Source organism: Pseudomonas fakonensis (assembly GCF_019139895.1).
Taxonomy (GTDB): Bacteria; Pseudomonadota; Gammaproteobacteria; order Pseudomonadales; family Pseudomonadaceae; genus Aquipseudomonas; species Aquipseudomonas fakonensis.
Window position 1 is genome coordinate 5,052,355 of sequence record NZ_CP077076.1, and the last position, 15,873, is coordinate 5,068,227.

Below are 15,873 nucleotides of genomic sequence, written 5' to 3' on the forward strand. Positions count from 1 at the left end.
CCTACAGGTTTGGCGCATTCCCTGTAGGAGCCGGCTTGACGGCGATAGGGCCATCAGCCCCCGTCGAGTATCAGCGCTTGTCGCGGCGCTTCTTCTCGGCCTTTTTGTGGTGCGACATCAGGCGGCGTTTCTTGTTGACCTGGCGGTCGGTGAGGGTGTTTTTCTTGCCCTCGAACGGGTTGTCGCCACCCTTGTACTCGATGCGGATCGGCGTACCCACCAGCTTCAGCACGCGGCGGTAGGTGTTCTCGAGGTAGCGCGAGTAGGAGTTGGGGATCTTGTCGGTCTGGTTACCGTGGATCACGATCAGCGGCGGGTTGGCACCACCCAGGTGGGCATAACGCAGCTTGATCCGGCGGCCATTCACCAGCGGCGGCTGGTGCACGGTGATGGCGTCTTCGAGAATCTGCGTCAGGCGGCTGGTCGGCCAGCGGGTGACCGCCGACTTGAACGCGGCCTGCACCGACTTGTACAGGTTGCCCACGCCGGTGCCGTGCAGCGCCGAAATGAAGTGAATGTCGGCGAAGTCTACGAAGAACAGCCGGCGCTCCAGCTCGGTCTTCACGTAGTCACGCTCGCCCGGCTCCATGCCGTCCCACTTGTTCAGGGCGATGACCACGGCGCGGCCAGCGTCCAGGGCGAAGCCCAGCAGGTTGAGGTCGTGGTCGACCACGCCTTCGCGGGCGTCCATGACGAAGATCACCACGTTGGCGTCCTTGATCGCCTGCAGGGTCTTCACCACCGAGAACTTCTCGACCTCTTCGTGGATCTTGCCGCGCTTGCGCACCCCGGCGGTGTCGATGAAGGTGTACTTGTCACCATCACGCTCGAACGGGATGTAGATACTGTCGCGGGTGGTGCCCGGCTGGTCGTACACCACCACGCGCTCTTCGCCGAGCATGCGGTTGACCAGGGTCGACTTGCCCACGTTGGGGCGGCCGATGATGGCGATCTTGATGCCGTCCTTCTCGCTCGGGCCGGGGATGCGCGTGGCTTCCTCGCCTTCGGCGACGTTCTCGTCGAGGGCTTCGTCCTCGGGATCACGCGGGATGTGGCCGAGCAACGACTCCATCAGCGCGTTGATGCCGCGCCCCTGCGAGCCGGCCACCGGGATGGCGTTGCCCATGCCCAGCGGCGAGAACTCGGCGCGGGCGATGTCCGGGTCGATGTTGTCGATCTTGTTGGCGACCAGGATCGCCTCTTTGTTGCGCTTGCGCAGGTGGTCGGCAATCATCTGGTCGGCGGCGGTCATGCCGGCGCGGGCATCGACCAGGAACAGGACATAGTCGGCCTCTTCGATGGCCATCAGCGACTGTTCGGCCATTTTCTCGTCCATGCCCACTTCGTCGCCGGTGATACCACCGGTGTCGATGAGGATGTACGAACGGCCCTGCCAGCTGGCATCGCCGTACTGGCGGTCACGGGTCAGGCCGGACAGGTCACCGACGATGGCATCGCGGGTCTTGGTCAGGCGGTTGAACATGGTGGATTTGCCGACATTGGGCCGGCCCACCAGGGCGATTACGGGAACCATGCGGTCTCCACTCTTGAATTCTTGAAAATGCAAAGGCCGCTGCAAAGGCAGCGGCCGGTATTCGGGCGGTGCATCGTGCACCGCAGCCCGGGGCCGGTCAGAGCCCCAAGCTTAGCTTCAGCGGATGGTCAGTGCCTCGAGCTTGCCGCTGTTGCCGAAGACGTAGATGGTGTCGCCGACCACAAGTGGGCGGGCGCGCAGGCCATCGCTGTCGATACGCTCACGGCCGACGAAGCGGCCATCGACCTGGCTCAGCAGGTGCAGGTAACCCTCGAAGTCACCGACCGCCACGTAGCTGGAGAACACTTCCGGTGCCGACAGCTGGCGGCGAGCCATGCTGTCGTTGCTCCACAGGGCGCTGGAGGAGCGCTCGTCGATACCCTCGACGGTGCCCGATGCCTCGCTCACGTAGACGTTGCCGAAGCCCTGGGCGACACCCACGTAGCTGGAGGCATCGCGCTGCCACATCACGCGGCCGCTTTCCAGGTCCAGGCCAGCAACGCGGCCCTGATAGGTGCTGACATAAAGGGTGCCACCAGCCAGCAGCAGGCCGCCGTCGATGTCCACCACGCGGTCCAGTTCCGAACGGCCCTGCGGGATGGCCACGCGGCTCTCCCACACCGGCACGCCGTTGCTGATGTCCACCGCCACCACCTTGCCGGTGGACAGGCCGGCGACGGCCAGGCGGTTGGTGACGATCGGCGCACCGGTGCCACGCAGGGTCAGTACCGCGGGGGTGCTTTCGTAGATCCAGCGACGGTCACCGGTGGTGGCGTCGAGGCCGATCAGGCGGTCGTCCTGGGTTTGTACCACCACCACGTCGCCGTTGTTGGCAGGTGGTGCCAGTACTTCGCTGGTAACGCGCGAACGCCAGCGCTCTTCGCCGGTGCTCGAGTCCAGGGCAACGACTTCACCCTTGAGGGTGCCCAGCATGACCAGGCCGTAGCCCACGCCTACGGCGCCGGAAACCGGCAGTTCGAGGTCCTTCTTCCAGACCACGTCGCCGTTCAGGCGGTCGAGGGCGAACACCTTGCCGTTGACGTCGGCTGCGTAGATGCGGTCGTTCTCGATGGCCGGTACCAGGGTGTTGTAGGTTTCACCCTGGCCGTCACCGATCGAACGGCTCCACTGCTTCTTCAGCACCACTTCTTCGGTGAACTTGGTCAGTTCGGCCGGGGGCAGTTCCTTCTTGCTGTTGCTGCTGCAACCTGCGGCCAGTACGGCGAGGGTGAGCACAGCTGCTGTTTTCCAACCCTTCACGTCAGGCGTCCCCTTTGGCCAGGTCATCCAGCTTCAGTTGCAGGCCACCGACCGCGGCGTCGTCAGACAGCGCGGCCTTGGCTTTTTCGTAGGCACCGTGCGCGTCGTCGGCACGGCCCAGTTGTACCAGCAGGTCGCCCTTGAGCTCTTCGCGGCTGGCCTGGAACGCCTTGTCGGTGTCGCCGTCGAGCAGCTTGAGCGCCTCTTCGGCCTTGTCCTGGGCCGCGAGCACGCGGGCCAGGCGCTGGCGCGAGATCTCGCCCAGGGTGGCGTCGGCCGGCTTGTCCAGCACGGCTTTGAGTTCAGCAGCGGCGTCGTCCAGCTTGCCGCTGTCGACCGCCACCTTAGCCACGAACAGGCTGCCGTACTGGGCATAGGCGGTACCGCCGAACTCGCTCTTGAGCTTGCCGGACAGCTCGGCAACCTTGCCGGCGTCTGGCTGGCCGTCCGGGGTTAGCGAGGTTTCCAGCAGGGCCTGGTACAGCGCCGAAGCGCCCTGGGACTGGTTGGCCTGGTACTTGTGCCAGGTCTGCCAGCCCATCACCACCACGCCGGCCAGCAAGGCACCGGTCAGCAGCGGCTTGCCGTTGCGGTTCCACCAGTCCTTGACGCCTGCCAGATCATCATCATCGGTACTCGACACCCCAATACTCCTTTTCGCCTATTCGTTGTTGAACCGCGTTACGCCTGGGCGATCGCGGTTTCCAGGTGCTCGGCAAGAGCATCCCAGGCAATGTTCTGTTGTTCGCCCTGGCCACGCAGGGGCTTGACACCGACTTGCTGCTTGGCGAGCTCGTCGTCGCCGAGGATCAACGCAAACAGCGCGCCGCTCTTGTCGGCCTTCTTGAACTGGTTCTTGAAGTTGCCGCCGCCGGCGTTGACCGCCAGGCGCAGCTTCGGCAGGCGGTCACGCAGCTGCTCGCTGAGTTTCAGGCCAGCCAGCTCGGCCTGTTCGCCAAAGGCGCACAGGTAAACGTCGAGGGTACGGCTGATCGACTCGGGCACCTTGCCCAGGGTTTCGATCAGCAGCAGCAGGCGCTCGATACCCATGGCAAAGCCAACGCCAGTGGTCGGCTTGCCGCCCATCTGCTCGACCAGGCCATCGTAGCGGCCACCGGCGCACACTGTGCCCTGGGCACCGAGCTTGTCGGTGACCCACTCGAACACGGTCTTGCTGTAGTAATCCAGGCCGCGCACCAGCTTGGTGTTGATCACGAACGGGATACCGGCTGCGTCAAGGCGAGCCTTCACGCCCTCGAAGTGCACGCGGGACTCTTCGTCCAGGTACTCTTCGAGCTTGGGCGCGCCCACCAGGGCGGCCTGGGTGCCTTCGTTCTTGCTGTCGAGAATGCGCAGCGGGTTGCTTTGCAGGCGGCGCTTGCTGTCTTCGTCCAGCTGGTCGATGCGCTGGGAGAGGAACTCGACCAGTGCATCGCGGTAGCGCGCGCGCGCTTCGCTGGTACCCAGGCTGTTGAGCTCCAGGGTTACCGCGTCCTGGATGCCCAGCAACGCCCACAGGCGCCAGGTGAGCATGATCAGCTCGGCATCGATATCGGGGCCGGCCAGGTTGAACACCTCGACACCGATCTGGTGGAACTGGCGGTAGCGCCCCAGCTGCGGGCGTTCGTGGCGGAACATCGGGCCCACGTACCAGAGCTTCTGCACCTGGCCATTGCCGATGATGCCGTGCTCGAGCACAGCGCGCACGCAAGCTGCGGTGCCTTCCGGGCGCAAGGTCAACGAGTCCTTGTTGTCCTGGAAGGTGTACATCTCTTTTTCGACGATGTCGGTGACTTCACCGATGGAGCGCTTGAACAGCTCGGTGAACTCGACGATCGGCGTGCGGATCTGGCTGTAGCCGTAGCTGTCCAGCAGGCCGGCCACGGTGCCCTCGAAGTAGCGCCACAGTGGCGACTGGTCGGGCAGGATGTCGTTCATGCCACGGATGGCTTGCAGCGATTTGCTCACGAATAGTCCTTACGAATCTGTGTCAGCCGCGGGCGATCAGCGCCGCGTCGGCCTCGGCCTTTTCGGCCGCTTTCTGGCGAATGAGCTTTTCCAGCTCGTCCACCAGGTTGTCGTTGTTCAGTTTTTGCGCAGGCTTGCCATCGATGTACACCAGGTTCGGCGTACCGCCGGTGAGGCCGACGTGCGATTCCTTGGCTTCACCCGGGCCGTTGACCACGCAGCCGATCACTGCCACGTCCAGCGGTACCAGCAGGTCTTCGAGGCGCCCTTCCAGGTCGTTCATGGTCTTGACCACATCGAAGTTCTGCCGCGAGCAGCTCGGGCAGGCGATGAAGTTGATACCACGCGAGCGCAGGCGCAGCGACTTGAGGATGTCGTAGCCGACCTTCACTTCCTCGACCGGGTCTGCCGCCAGGGAAATGCGGATGGTGTCACCGATGCCTTCGGCCAGCAGCATACCGAGGCCGACGGCGGATTTCACCGTCCCCGAACGCAGGCCACCGGCTTCGGTGATGCCAAGGTGCAGCGGCTGGATGATCTGCTTGGCCAGCAGGCGGTAGGCTTCGACGGCCATGAACACGTCGGAGGCCTTGACGCTGACCTTGAAGTCCTGGAAGTCCAGGCGGTCGAGGTGCTCGACATGGCGCAGGGCAGATTCCACCAGCGCGGCGGGGGTTGGCTCGCCGTACTTCTTCTGCAGGTCCTTTTCCAGCGAGCCTGCGTTGACGCCGATGCGGATCGGGATGCCACGGTCGCGGGCAGCGTCTACCACCGCGCGAACCCGGTCTTCTCGGCCGATGTTGCCGGGGTTGATGCGCAGGCAGTCGACGCCAAGCTCGGCCACGCGCAGGGCGATCTTGTAGTCGAAGTGGATGTCGGCGACCAGCGGCACGCTGACCAGCTGCTTGATTTTGCCGAAGGCTTCGGCGGCGTCCATGTCCGGTACCGAGACGCGGACGATGTCGACGCCGGCATCCACCAGGCGCTGGATCTGCCCGACGGTGGCCATGACGTCGTTGGTATCGGTGTTGGTCATGCTCTGCACCGCGATGGGGGCATCGCCGCCCACCGGCACATTGCCGACCCAGATTTTGCGGGATTCGCGACGTTTGATCGGAGATTCGCCGTGCATGACTTACTGTCCCAACTTCAGGCGAGCGGTTTCGCCACTGGTGAACGGGGCGACATCGACCGCCTGGCCGTTGTAGCTCACCTGGGCGCCACGGGCAAAGCCCAGGCGTACCGCGAACGGTGGCTTGCCGGTCAGTTCCAGGCTATCGCCCTTGCGCTTGATGGCGCTGAACAGCACCTTGCCGTTGCCGTCGGTGACCTGGGTCCAGCAATCGGCGGTGAACTGGATGTGTACATTGGCGCTGCCGGCTGCGGCGGGCGCTGCTTCGGCGACGGGTGCCGGAGCGGCGGCCACAGGGGCGGCAGGTGCCACAGGTGCAGCCGGGGCCACGGGTGCTACCGGAGCCGCAGGTGTGGCGGCGGCGGGCGTGCTGGCCACAACCGGGGCCGGGCTGTTGACCACCGGCGCGGTGGCGATGGCTGGCGCCTCGCTGGCCGGGGCTTCGCCAGTGGCGGCGGGCTCCAGCGGCAGGGTCTGGGCTTCTGGCTGCTGGGCTTCGTTGACGGCCTGGTCTTCCGGCTCGTCCAGCGGGTGAATCTGCGTGGTGCCGTCGGCGCTCTCGACCTCGACATGCTCCAGGGCGATCTTGGCCAGGTCCTTGCCGCGCAAGCTGCCCTGGTCCTGCCACCAGACGAAGCCGCCACCGACCACGGCCACCAGCAGCAGCAGGCTGACCACGCGCAGGATGTTGTGCGACAGGCGTACGGGTTCTTCGATACGGCCGAGGGCGTGCACGTCGCTGCCCTGGGCGTGGCTGCCGGTGATCTGGTCGAAGGCGGCGACCAAGGGTGCCTGGTCCATGTCCATCAGTTTGGCGTAGGCACGGATGTAGCCACGGGCGAAGGTGTGCCCGGGCAGCTTGTCGAAGGCGCCGGTTTCGAGGTTGTTCAGCGAAGAAACCGTAAGGTTGAGCCTTTTTGCGACCTCAGCCTGGCTCCACTCCCGCTTTTCGCGGGCCTGGCGCAGGACATCACCGGGGTTGTGGCGGGGCGCTGCTGCTACTTCGGTGTGCGCGGCTTTCATCGTTGCTCCGACAGGTATTGCTGATATTCCGGCGTACCGGGATAAAGTCGTTGTAATTGCTGGCCCATGCGGGCCGCGGTGCCCTGATCGTCAAGGGCGCTGGCCAGGCGCGTACCCAGCAGCAGGCTGCGGGCGTCGTGGTCGCTCAACTGGCTGAAACGATCGTAATATTCCCGGGCCGGCACATAATGCCTGTTTTCGTAGGACAACTCAGCCATTTCGAGCAACGCTTTCGGTTGCCGCGGGTTCTGCCGAAGCGCCTTCTGCAAATATTGCCGGGCCTGCTCGCCCTGGCCGAGCTTGCGGGCAGTCAGGCCAAGGTTCTCGTACACCCGGGAACGCTCAGGATACAGGGTATCGGCCGCGGCAAGGCGAAACATTGCCTGGGCATCGGCAAAGCGGCCCTGAGCATATAGGAAACTGCCGAAATTGTTGCGGATTCGTGTGTCGCCGGGGCGCGCCGCCAGCGCCTTTTCAAAGTGCTGCTGGGCCAGCTGCGGTTCGTCCTCGGCCTGGAACACCAACGCCAGGGCGGCGTGGGCGTCGGCGTCACGGCTGTCCAGGGCCAGCGCCCTGGTCAGCGGCGCCTTGGCCTGCCCAGTCAAACCTTGTTGCAAATAGCCCAGGCCAAGCTGCACGTACGCCCTACCCGCTTCTTCGCGCCCCTGGCGGCTGGCCAATGGGTCGCTCGCGCCGCCAGACACGCAGCCGGCCAGCAGCATGAGCGTAAGGGCTGACAACGCGGTGCGCAGGGCCATGGCTGCTGGTACTCGTCAGGGGCGCGCAGCGCTGTCTTGCGGCTCGTCGGCGGCGAGCTGGCGCACGGCGATGTAGCGCTCGCTGCGGCGGGTGCGGTCGTTGACCTGGCCGACCAGCTGGCCGCAGGCGGCGTCGATGTCATCACCGCGGGTGGTGCGGGTGGTGACGTTGAAACCACCGTGGTGCAGCAGGTCCTGGAACCTGCGGATGGCGTTGTTGCTCGGGCGCTCGTAACCGGAGTGCGGGAACGGGTTGAACGGGATCAGGTTGATCTTGCACGGCACGTCGCGCAGCAGTTCGATCATTTGCGCCGCGTGCTCGGGCTGGTCGTTGACGTCCTTGAGCAGGGTGTACTCGATGGTCAGCACACGCTTGCCGCCCAGGGTCGACATGTAGCCCATGCACGAATCCAGCAGCACCTTGAGCGGGTACTTCTTGTTCAGCGGTACCAGCTTGTTGCGCAGCTCGTCGTTGGGCGCGTGCAGCGAAAGCGCAAGCGACACGTCGATGTGCTTGGCCAGCTCGTCGATCATCGGCACCACACCGGAGGTGGAGAGCGTGACGCGACGCTTGGAAATGCCATAGCCCAGATCTTCCATCATGATCTTCATGGCGGCGATGACATTGTCGAAGTTCAGCAGGGGCTCGCCCATGCCCATCATGACCACGTTGGTGATGGCGCGGTCGACTTTGGCAGGGACAGTCCCGAAGGATTTGTTGGCAAGCCACACCTGGCCGATCACTTCGGCGGCGGTGAGGTTGCTGTTGAAGCCTTGCTTGCCGGTGGAGCAGAAACTGCAGTCCAGGGCGCAGCCGGCTTGCGACGAAACGCAGAGGGTGCCGCGGTCGTCGGTAGGGATGTAGACGGTTTCGACGCAGCTGCCGGAGGCAACGCGGACCACCCATTTACGGGTGCCGTCGGCGGAAATGTCTTCACTGACCACTTCCGGGGGGCGAATCTCGGCAACGGCCTCGAGCTTTTCGCGCAAGACCTTGCCGACGTTGGTCATGTCCGCAAAGTCGGACACGCCAAAATGGTGAATCCATTTCATCACCTGACCGGCACGGAAGCGCTTCTCCCCGATTGAGTCGAAGAACTGTTCCATTTCCGCCAGGGTAAGCCCCAGCAGGTTGATCTTGTCAGTCGATGTCGTCATGGATTCACCCTCACTCGTAAGCTTTCGCTTAGCGAGTGGTTACCTCGGTAGCAGCGAAGAAGTAAGCGATTTCGCGAGCAGCGGCAGCTTCGGAGTCCGAACCGTGAACGGCGTTGGCGTCGATCGACTCGGCGAAGTCAGCACGGATGGTGCCGGCAGCAGCTTCTTTAGGGTTGGTGGCGCCCATCAGCTCACGGTTCAGAGCGATTGCGTTTTCGCCTTCCAGAACCTGAACGACAACCGGGCCGGAGGTCATGAAGGCAACCAGGTCACCGAAGAAGCCACGAGCGCTGTGCTCGGCGTAGAAGCCTTCGGCTTCGGCCTTGGACAGTTGCTTGATTTTCGAAGCGACGATTTTCAGGCCGGCTTCTTCGAAGCGAGTGGTGATCTTGCCGATGACGTTTTTGGCGACGGCGTCAGGCTTGATGATCGAGAAAGTACGTTGAACAGCCATGGAAAACTCCAGAAATATGAGTGTTGCGAAAAATTAAACCCGCGAATTATACGCGGGTTCCAGGGGATTGCCTAACCTGCAGCGTGCGCTCAGTCGGCTTCTTCGATCCAGGCCGCCTGGATGGCCTCGAGCACTTTCTCGCCGCCGCGCGACGGATCGTCGCTGAACTCGGGCAGTGCCAGCACCCAACGGTGCAGATCGACGAAATTCACATATTTAGGATCGACTTCCGGCTTGCTTTCGGCAAGCTGGATGGCGATCTCAAGTACATCAATCCATTTCAGGCTCATGCGGACATCCCTCAGTGCGGCGCTTCGGCGGCGTGGTTGAGCGAATACTTGGGGATCTCGATGGTCAGGTCCTGGTCGGCGACCACCACCTGGCAACCCAGGCGCGACTGCGCCTCCAGGCCCCAGGCCTTGTCCAGCATGTCTTCTTCGAGCTCGTCGGCTTCTTCAAGCGAGTCGAAGCCCTTGCGCACGATGCAGTGGCAGGTGGTGCAGGCCTTGACGCCACCGCAGGCGCTTTCCATCTCGATGTGATGGTCGTGGGCCAGCTCCAGGATGTTGGTCCCGGCCGGCACGTCCACGGTCAGCCCCTCAGGGCAGAATTTTTCATGCGGCAGGAATGTCACCAGCGGCATCGGTTACTCCTCGATCTCATTCAGGTTGCGCCCGGCCAGTGCGGCTTTGACCGTCGAATCAAGGCGACGGGCGGCAAATGCATCGGTCACCTGCGACAGACGCTTGGTCTGTTGCTCGATGGCAGCGCCATCGGTGCCGGCCAGCAAATCACGTAGTTCCTGCATCTGGAAGGCGATGGCGTCGCGCTCGTCACTGCTGAGCAGGCGTTCGCCGTCGGCGTCCAGGGCGCCCTGCACCGCTTCGAGCAGGCGCTGGGCGTCGACCTGGTGCTCGCGCAACTGGCGCGCGTGCTTGTCGGAGCCTGCGTGCTCGAACGAGTCCTTGAGCATGCGAGCGATTTCGCCGTCGGTCAGGCCGTACGATGGCTTGACCTGGATGCTCGATTCCACGCCCGAACCCAGCTCACGGGCGGCGACGCTGAGCAGGCCGTCGGCGTCCACCTGGAAGGTGACGCGGATCTTCGCCGCACCAGCGACCATGGCCGGAATGCCGCGCAGTTCGAAGCGGGCCAGCGAGCGGCAGTCGCTGATCAGTTCGCGCTCGCCCTGCAGCACGTGGATCATCATGGCCGACTGGCCGTCTTTATACGTGGTGAATTCCTGGGCGCGGGCCACCGGGATGGTGGTGTTGCGCGGGATCACCTTCTCCATCAGCCCGCCCATGGTCTCAAGGCCGAGCGACAGCGGGATGACATCCAGCAGCAGCAGCTCGCCACCCTCGCGGCGGTTGCCGGCCAGGGTGTCAGCCTGGATAGCGGCGCCGATGGCCACCACCTGGTCCGGGTCGATGGAGGTCAGCGGGGTACGACCGAACAGACCGCCGACCGCTTCGCGTACACGCGGCACGCGGGTCGAACCGCCGACCATCACCACAGCGCCCACCTCTTCCAGCTCGATACCGCTGTCGCGCACGGCACGGCGGCAGGCCTTGAGGCTGCGAGCGATCAGCGGCTCGATCATGGCTTCGAAGGCGGCGCGGCTGAGCTCGCCCTGCCAGGCGTCGTGGCGCACGCTGACCACATCGCTGTCGGTCAGCGCTTCTTTTGCCGCGCAAGCGGCCTGCAGCAGTTGGCGCTGGGTGGCCGGGTCGAGGTCGGCGGACAGCCCCGCCTGCTCGATGATCCAGCCGGCGATGGCGTGGTCGAAGTCGTCACCACCCAGGGCGGTGTCGCCACCGGTGGCCAGCACTTCGAACACCCCGGCGGTCAGGCGCAGGATGGAGATGTCGAAAGTACCGCCGCCCAGGTCGAAAATCGCCACCACGCCTTCGGCGTTCTGGTCCAGGCCGTACGCGACGGCGGCAGCGGTAGGTTCGTTGAGCAGGCGCAGCACGTTCAGCCCGGCCAGACGCGCAGCGTCTTTGGTGGCCTGGCGCTGGGCGTCATCGAAGTAGGCCGGCACGGTAATCACCGCACCCACCAGTTCGCCACCGAGCGTGTCTTCGGCGCGCTGGCGCAGCACCTTGAGGATGTCGGCAGACACTTCCACCGGGCTCTTGGCGCCCTGCACGGTGTCGATGAACGGCATGTGCGACTCGCCACCGACGAAGCGGTACGGCAGCTGATCACCCAGTTGCTTGACGTCGGCCAGGCCACGGCCCATCAGGCGCTTGACCGACATGATGGTGTTCAGCGGGTCGCTGGCGGCGGCATCGCGGGCGGCCTGGCCGACTTCGATGGCGTCAGCCAGGTAGCGCACTGCCGACGGCAGAATGACGTTGCCCTGGGCATCGGGCAGCGGTTCGCTGCGCCCGCTGCGCAAGGCGGCGACGAGGGAGTTGGTGGTGCCCAGGTCGATGCCCACCGCCAGGCGGCGCTGGTGCGGCTGGGGGCTCTGACCGGGTTCGGCGATCTGCAGTAGGGCCATGCTTGTCTGGGTACCTTAGGCGTCGTCACGGGCGACACCGGGGTTAATCGTCGAGGCGCTCTTCGAGTTGGCGCACTTCTTGGGCGAGCTTGTCGAGGAACTGCATGCGCCGCATCAGGCGCTCGGCCTGCTCGCGCTCGGCAGCTACGTCCCAGCAGCCGGCGAAATCCTCGTTGAGGGCGTTCTGGGCGGCCTTGAGGCGCTTCTTGAACACGGCAACGCCGTCCAGGTCGGCTTCGTCCTGCAAGTCTTCGAGCTCTTCGCGCCACTGCATCTGCTGCAACAGGAAGTCCGGGTCGTGCACGGTGACTTCCTGGGGCACCTCGTGGCCGCCGATGGCCAGCAGGTAGCGGGCTCGGCGCGGGGCGCTGCGCAGGGTCTGGTAGGCGTCGTTCAGCGCCGCGGACTTTTCCAGGGCAACGCGCTGCTCACGCTCGGAAGCGTCGGCGAAGCGGTCCGGATGGACCTCGCGGGCCAGTTCGCGATAACGCGTGGCCAGTTTGTCGAGGTCCAGGCTGAAGCCGGGTTGCAGGTCGAACAGGGCGAAATGGCAAGGAGTACCCACGGCAAGCCTCAAACGTTGAAGCTTTCGCCGCAGCCACACTCACCGCGCACGTTGGGGTTGTTGAACTTGAAGCCTTCGTTCAACCCTTCCTTGACGAAGTCCAGTTCGGTGCCGTCGAGGTATACCAGGCTTTTCGGGTCGATGATGACCTTCACGCCGTGGTTCTCGAACACCTGGTCTTCGTCAGCCAGCTCGTCGACGAACTCCAGCACGTAGGCCAGGCCCGAGCAGCCGGTGGTGCGCACGCCCAGGCGAATGCCCTCACCCTTGCCGCGCCCGTCGAGGGAGCGGCGAATGTGGTTGGCGGCGGCTTCTGTCATGCTGATAGCCATCGGAACTCCTTACCTTGCAACAGGCGACTTAGATCAAGCCTTTCTTCTGCTTGTAATCGCGAACGGCTGCCTTGATGGCATCTTCGGCGAGTACCGAGCAGTGGATCTTGACCGGCGGCAACGCCAGTTCTTCGGCCAGCTGGGTGTTCTTGATGGTTTCGGCTTCGTCCAGGGTCTTGCCCTTCATCCACTCGGTGGCGAGGGAGCTGGAGGCAATGGCCGAACCGCAGCCGTAGGTCTTGAACTTGGCGTCTTCGATGATGCCTTGCTCGTTGACCTTGATCTGCAGACGCATCACGTCACCGCACGCCGGGGCGCCGACCATGCCGGTACCGACATCCGGGTCCTCGGCGTTCATCTTGCCGACGTTGCGTGGGTTTTCGTAGTGGTCGATGACCTTTTCACTGTATGCCATGGTGCAATTCCTTCCTCATCAGGGAGCCGCTCTTGCCGGCGACTGCTTAGTGGGCGGCCCACTCGATCTTGGAGATATCGACGCCGTCTTTGTACATGTCCCACAGCGGCGAGAGTTCGCGCAGCTTGTTGACCGCCTTGCAGACTTCCTGCGCGGCGTAGTCGACTTCTTCTTCGCTGGTGAAGCGGCCGAAGGAGAAGCGGATCGAGCTGTGTGCCAGTTCGTCGTTGCGGCCCAGGGCGCGCAGCACGTAGGACGGCTCGAGCGAAGCGGAGGTGCAGGCCGAACCGGACGATACGGCAATGTCCTTGAGCGACATCAGCAGCGACTCGCCTTCGACGTAGTTGAAGCTCAGGTTCAGGTTGTGCGGTACGCGCTGGGTCTGGCTGCCGTTGACGTACAGCTCTTCAAGGTCGGAGACCTGCTTGAAGAAGCGGTCGCTCAGGGCCTTGATGCGCAGGTTTTCAGCGGCCATTTCCTGCTTGGCAATGGCGAAGGCTTCGCCCATGCCGACGATCTGGTGGGTCGGCAGGGTGCCGGAGCGCATGCCACGCTCGTGGCCACCACCGTGGATGATGGCTTCAAGGCGTACACGCGGCTTGCGGCTGACGTACAGCGCGCCGATACCTTTGGGGCCGTAGACCTTGTGCGCCGAGAACGACATCAGGTCGACCTTGAGCTTTTGCAGGTCGATCTCGACCTTGCCGGCCGACTGGGCGGCATCGACATGGAACAGTACGCCGCGAGCGCGGGTCAGTTCACCGATGGCGGCGATATCGTTGATCGAGCCGACTTCGTTGTTCACGTGCATCAGCGAGACCAGGATGGTGTCGTCGCGCAGCACCGCCTCGACCATGGCCGGGGTGACGATGCCGTCTTCGCCGGGCTCGAGGTAGGTGACTTCGAAACCTTCACGCTCCAGCTGGCGGGCAGTGTCCAACACCGCCTTGTGCTCGATCTTGGAGGTGATGATGTGCTTGCCCTTGGTCTGATAGAAGTGCGCAACACCCTTCAGCGCCAGGTTGTCGGACTCGGTGGCACCGCTGGTCCAGACGATCTCGCGCGGGTCGGCGTTGATCAGCTCGGCCACCTGGCGGCGGCCGTTCTCGACGGCTTCTTCAGCCTTCCAGCCGAACACGTGGGAACGCGAGGCCGGGTTACCGAAGTTCCCGTCGACCAGCAGGCAGTCGGCCATTTTCTGGGCAACGCGCGGGTCGACCGGGGTGGTCGCGGAGTAATCGAGGTAGATCGGCAACTTCATTGAGTATCTCCTATCAGGCGGTGGCGTCGCTCGTCGCGGTTATCAGTCGACGGCGGACGTCTCAATCTTGTCCAGCTGGGCAACACGGCCCGCGACACGGCGCAGGTCCTGGCGTTGGGCGACTTCTTGCACCTCGCGGCGCATGACGAGGTCGGCCAGGCTGATGCCACTGAGGAATTCATGGATCTGCTGGCTCAGATCGCACCACAGGTGGTGAGTCAGGCAGGTATCGCCGGCGTGGCAATCCCCCAGGCCCTGGCAACGGGTGGCATCGACCGATTCGTTGACCGCATCGATGACCTGGGCCACCTGGATGGTTTCCATGCCGCGCGACAGCTGGTAGCCGCCGCCCGGGCCGCGAACGCTGGAAACCAGGCTGCTGCGGCGCAGCTTGGCGAACAGCTGCTCCAGATAAGAGAGGGAAATGCCCTGGCGCTCGGAAATATCGGCCAAAGACACCGGCCCATGCTGCGCGTGCAACGCCAGGTCAAGCATGGCGGTCACGGCGTATCGGCCTTTGGTAGTCAGTCGCATGGCGTATGGTTACCACGGGAGTTACAGGATGTGTGCGAGTATGCGATTCCCGAGCATTTAAGTCAACTATTAGACCTACTGCTTTAGTCGGGTATGCATACGGAAGGCGGGCGCGAGTGTAGCAGACAAGGGGCGCAAGCACACGCCCCTTGTGCCGGACGGCGCAATCAATGCGGCTGAGTGTCGCCCTGCTTGGCCTCGGTACAGGCTTCGGCGCAGGCGTCGGCGAACTCGTCGTCAGGCAGCGCCGGCAGCTCCTTGGCGCAGTAATCACTGCCCATCCGGGTCAGCGCGCCACACATCCCCTCCAGGCGCTCGTCGACGGCCTGCAGGTGGTCAAGCATCTGACCGATGGCGCGGGCTACGGGGTCGGGCATGTCGCCGCTGACACCATAGGCGTCGAAACCGATCTTCTCGGCCATGGCCTTGCGCTTGGCCTCCACTGCGTCGTCTTCGCTCTTGACGATGATGCGCCCTGGGATACCCACCGCCGTGGCACCGGCCGGCACCGCCTTGGTGACCACCGCATTGGAGCCGATCTTGGCCCCGGCACCGACGGTGAACGGGCCCAGCACCTTGGCGCCGGCGCCCACCACCACGCCGTTTTCCAGCGTGGGGTGGCGCTTGCCTTTATTCCAGCTGGTGCCGCCCAGGGTCACGCCCTGGTAAAGGGTGACGTCGTCGCCGATTTCGGCGGTTTCGCCAATGACGATGCCCATGCCGTGGTCGATGAAGAAGCGCCGGCCGATGGTGGCGCCGGGGTGGATCTCGATACCGGTCATCCAGCGGCCGAAGTTCGACACCAGGCGGGCCAGCCACTTGAAGTCGCGCTTCCACAGGGCGTTGCCCAGGCGGTGCAGCCAAATGGCGTGCATGCCCGGGTAGCAGGTCAGCACCTCGAAGGCGTTGCGCGCCGCCGGGTCACGATGGAACACACTTTGAATATCTTCACGCAGACGCTCGAACATGT

Annotated in this window: 18 protein-coding genes; all 18 read right to left on the reverse strand. The window is 64.2% G+C overall.

Translation table 11 applies throughout. The features are described from left to right. Positions 1–70: 70 nt before the first annotated feature. Positions 71–1,534 carry a ribosome biogenesis GTPase Der gene (der, locus tag KSS94_RS22260; protein WP_217840214.1) on the reverse strand — a complete coding sequence of 488 codons (1,464 nt, stop codon included), beginning with the start codon at positions 1,532–1,534 and terminating at the stop codon, positions 71–73. Between the two features lie 117 nt (positions 1,535–1,651). Next, complete coding sequence (gene bamB, locus KSS94_RS22265; protein WP_437179980.1) at positions 1,652–2,821, reverse strand: outer membrane protein assembly factor BamB; 1,170 nt, start codon at positions 2,819–2,821, stop codon at positions 1,652–1,654. Then, a complete protein-coding gene (locus KSS94_RS22270) occupies positions 2,796–3,437 on the reverse strand; it encodes a tetratricopeptide repeat protein (protein WP_217840216.1) in 642 nt (213 codons plus the stop codon). Before KSS94_RS22270 ends, bamB begins: the two co-directional genes overlap by 26 nt. Positions 3,438–3,475: 38 nt before the next feature. Then, a complete protein-coding gene (hisS, locus tag KSS94_RS22275) occupies positions 3,476–4,762 on the reverse strand; it encodes a histidine--tRNA ligase (protein WP_217840217.1) in 1,287 nt (428 codons plus the stop codon). Between the two features lie 22 nt (positions 4,763–4,784). Further along, positions 4,785–5,894, reverse strand: coding sequence for a flavodoxin-dependent (E)-4-hydroxy-3-methylbut-2-enyl-diphosphate synthase (gene ispG / locus KSS94_RS22280; protein WP_217840218.1), 1,110 nt, complete (start codon positions 5,892–5,894; stop codon positions 4,785–4,787). A gap of 3 nt (positions 5,895–5,897) precedes the next feature. Beyond that, on the reverse strand, positions 5,898–6,917 hold the full coding sequence (locus tag KSS94_RS22285; RefSeq protein WP_217840219.1) for a RodZ domain-containing protein: 1,020 nt from the start codon (positions 6,915–6,917) through the stop codon (positions 5,898–5,900). Continuing rightward, positions 6,914–7,675 (reverse strand): type IV pilus biogenesis/stability protein PilW, encoded by a 762-nt coding sequence (pilW, locus tag KSS94_RS22290; protein WP_217840220.1) that lies wholly within the window; start codon positions 7,673–7,675, stop codon positions 6,914–6,916. The genes KSS94_RS22285 and pilW overlap by 4 nt, the downstream gene beginning before the upstream one ends. Before the next feature lie 15 nt (positions 7,676–7,690). Beyond that, a complete protein-coding gene (gene rlmN / locus KSS94_RS22295; protein WP_217840221.1) occupies positions 7,691–8,833 on the reverse strand; it encodes a dual-specificity RNA methyltransferase RlmN in 1,143 nt (380 codons plus the stop codon). A gap of 28 nt (positions 8,834–8,861) precedes the next feature. Then, positions 8,862–9,287, reverse strand: a complete 426-nt coding sequence (ndk, locus tag KSS94_RS22300) for a nucleoside-diphosphate kinase (RefSeq protein ID WP_008092560.1) — start codon at positions 9,285–9,287, stop codon at positions 8,862–8,864. Positions 9,288–9,376: 89 nt separating this feature from the next. Next, the gene (gene iscX, locus KSS94_RS22305) at positions 9,377–9,577 is read right to left on the reverse strand and encodes a Fe-S cluster assembly protein IscX (RefSeq protein ID WP_016393987.1); all 201 of its coding nucleotides are present in this window, start codon (positions 9,575–9,577) and stop codon (positions 9,377–9,379) included. An 11-nt stretch (positions 9,578–9,588) separates the two neighbouring features. After that, positions 9,589–9,930: an ISC system 2Fe-2S type ferredoxin gene (fdx, locus tag KSS94_RS22310; protein WP_023533300.1), complete on the reverse strand. Its 342-nt coding sequence runs from the start codon at positions 9,928–9,930 to the stop codon at positions 9,589–9,591. 3 nt (positions 9,931–9,933) lie between these two features. Next, entirely contained in the window at positions 9,934–11,796 is a 1,863-nt protein-coding gene (gene hscA / locus KSS94_RS22315) for a Fe-S protein assembly chaperone HscA (protein WP_217840222.1), read from the reverse strand. Positions 11,797–11,839: 43 nt separating this feature from the next. Further along, positions 11,840–12,361, reverse strand: a complete 522-nt coding sequence (gene hscB / locus KSS94_RS22320) for a co-chaperone HscB (RefSeq protein ID WP_217840223.1) — start codon at positions 12,359–12,361, stop codon at positions 11,840–11,842. 8 nt (positions 12,362–12,369) lie between these two features. After that, positions 12,370–12,693 carry an iron-sulfur cluster assembly protein IscA gene (iscA, locus tag KSS94_RS22325; RefSeq protein WP_003248536.1) on the reverse strand — a complete coding sequence of 108 codons (324 nt, stop codon included), beginning with the start codon at positions 12,691–12,693 and terminating at the stop codon, positions 12,370–12,372. A 28-nt stretch (positions 12,694–12,721) separates the two neighbouring features. Continuing rightward, entirely contained in the window at positions 12,722–13,108 is a 387-nt protein-coding gene (gene iscU / locus KSS94_RS22330) for a Fe-S cluster assembly scaffold IscU (protein ID WP_007929523.1), read from the reverse strand. 46 nt (positions 13,109–13,154) lie between these two features. Beyond that, the gene (locus tag KSS94_RS22335; protein WP_217840224.1) at positions 13,155–14,369 is read right to left on the reverse strand and encodes an IscS subfamily cysteine desulfurase; all 1,215 of its coding nucleotides are present in this window, start codon (positions 14,367–14,369) and stop codon (positions 13,155–13,157) included. Positions 14,370–14,411: 42 nt separating this feature from the next. After that, the gene (gene iscR / locus KSS94_RS22340) at positions 14,412–14,903 is read right to left on the reverse strand and encodes a Fe-S cluster assembly transcriptional regulator IscR (protein WP_050704358.1); all 492 of its coding nucleotides are present in this window, start codon (positions 14,901–14,903) and stop codon (positions 14,412–14,414) included. Between the two features lie 167 nt (positions 14,904–15,070). Beyond that, entirely contained in the window at positions 15,071–15,871 is an 801-nt protein-coding gene (cysE, locus tag KSS94_RS22345) for a serine O-acetyltransferase (RefSeq protein WP_217840225.1), read from the reverse strand. Between the last annotated feature and the right edge of the window lie 2 nt (positions 15,872–15,873).

Excerpts from the sequence above, each read along its gene's own strand:
- hscA (WP_217840222.1), bottom strand. The coding sequence starts at position 11,796 with ATGGCCCTACTGCAGATCGCCGAACCCGGTCAGAGCCCCCAGCCGCAC.
- pilW (WP_217840220.1), bottom strand. The coding sequence starts at position 7,675 with ATGGCCCTGCGCACCGCGTTGTCAGCCCTTACGCTCATGCTGCTGGCC.
- iscA (WP_003248536.1), bottom strand. The coding sequence starts at position 12,693 with ATGGCTATCAGCATGACAGAAGCCGCCGCCAACCACATTCGCCGCTCC.
- ispG (WP_217840218.1), bottom strand. The coding sequence starts at position 5,894 with ATGCACGGCGAATCTCCGATCAAACGTCGCGAATCCCGCAAAATCTGG.
- KSS94_RS22335 (WP_217840224.1), bottom strand. The coding sequence starts at position 14,369 with ATGAAGTTGCCGATCTACCTCGATTACTCCGCGACCACCCCGGTCGAC.
- cysE (WP_217840225.1), bottom strand. The coding sequence starts at position 15,871 with ATGTTCGAGCGTCTGCGTGAAGATATTCAAAGTGTGTTCCATCGTGAC.
- iscU (WP_007929523.1), bottom strand. The coding sequence starts at position 13,108 with ATGGCATACAGTGAAAAGGTCATCGACCACTACGAAAACCCACGCAAC.
- fdx (WP_023533300.1), bottom strand. The coding sequence starts at position 9,930 with ATGCCGCTGGTGACATTCCTGCCGCATGAAAAATTCTGCCCTGAGGGG.
- iscR (WP_050704358.1), bottom strand. The coding sequence starts at position 14,903 with ATGCGACTGACTACCAAAGGCCGATACGCCGTGACCGCCATGCTTGAC.
- ndk (WP_008092560.1), bottom strand. The coding sequence starts at position 9,287 with ATGGCTGTTCAACGTACTTTCTCGATCATCAAGCCTGACGCCGTCGCC.
- KSS94_RS22285 (WP_217840219.1), bottom strand. The coding sequence starts at position 6,917 with ATGAAAGCCGCGCACACCGAAGTAGCAGCAGCGCCCCGCCACAACCCC.
- der (WP_217840214.1), bottom strand. The coding sequence starts at position 1,534 with ATGGTTCCCGTAATCGCCCTGGTGGGCCGGCCCAATGTCGGCAAATCC.
- iscX (WP_016393987.1), bottom strand. The coding sequence starts at position 9,577 with ATGAGCCTGAAATGGATTGATGTACTTGAGATCGCCATCCAGCTTGCC.
- rlmN (WP_217840221.1), bottom strand. The coding sequence starts at position 8,833 with ATGACGACATCGACTGACAAGATCAACCTGCTGGGGCTTACCCTGGCG.
- bamB (WP_437179980.1), bottom strand. The coding sequence starts at position 2,821 with ATGACCTGGCCAAAGGGGACGCCTGACGTGAAGGGTTGGAAAACAGCA.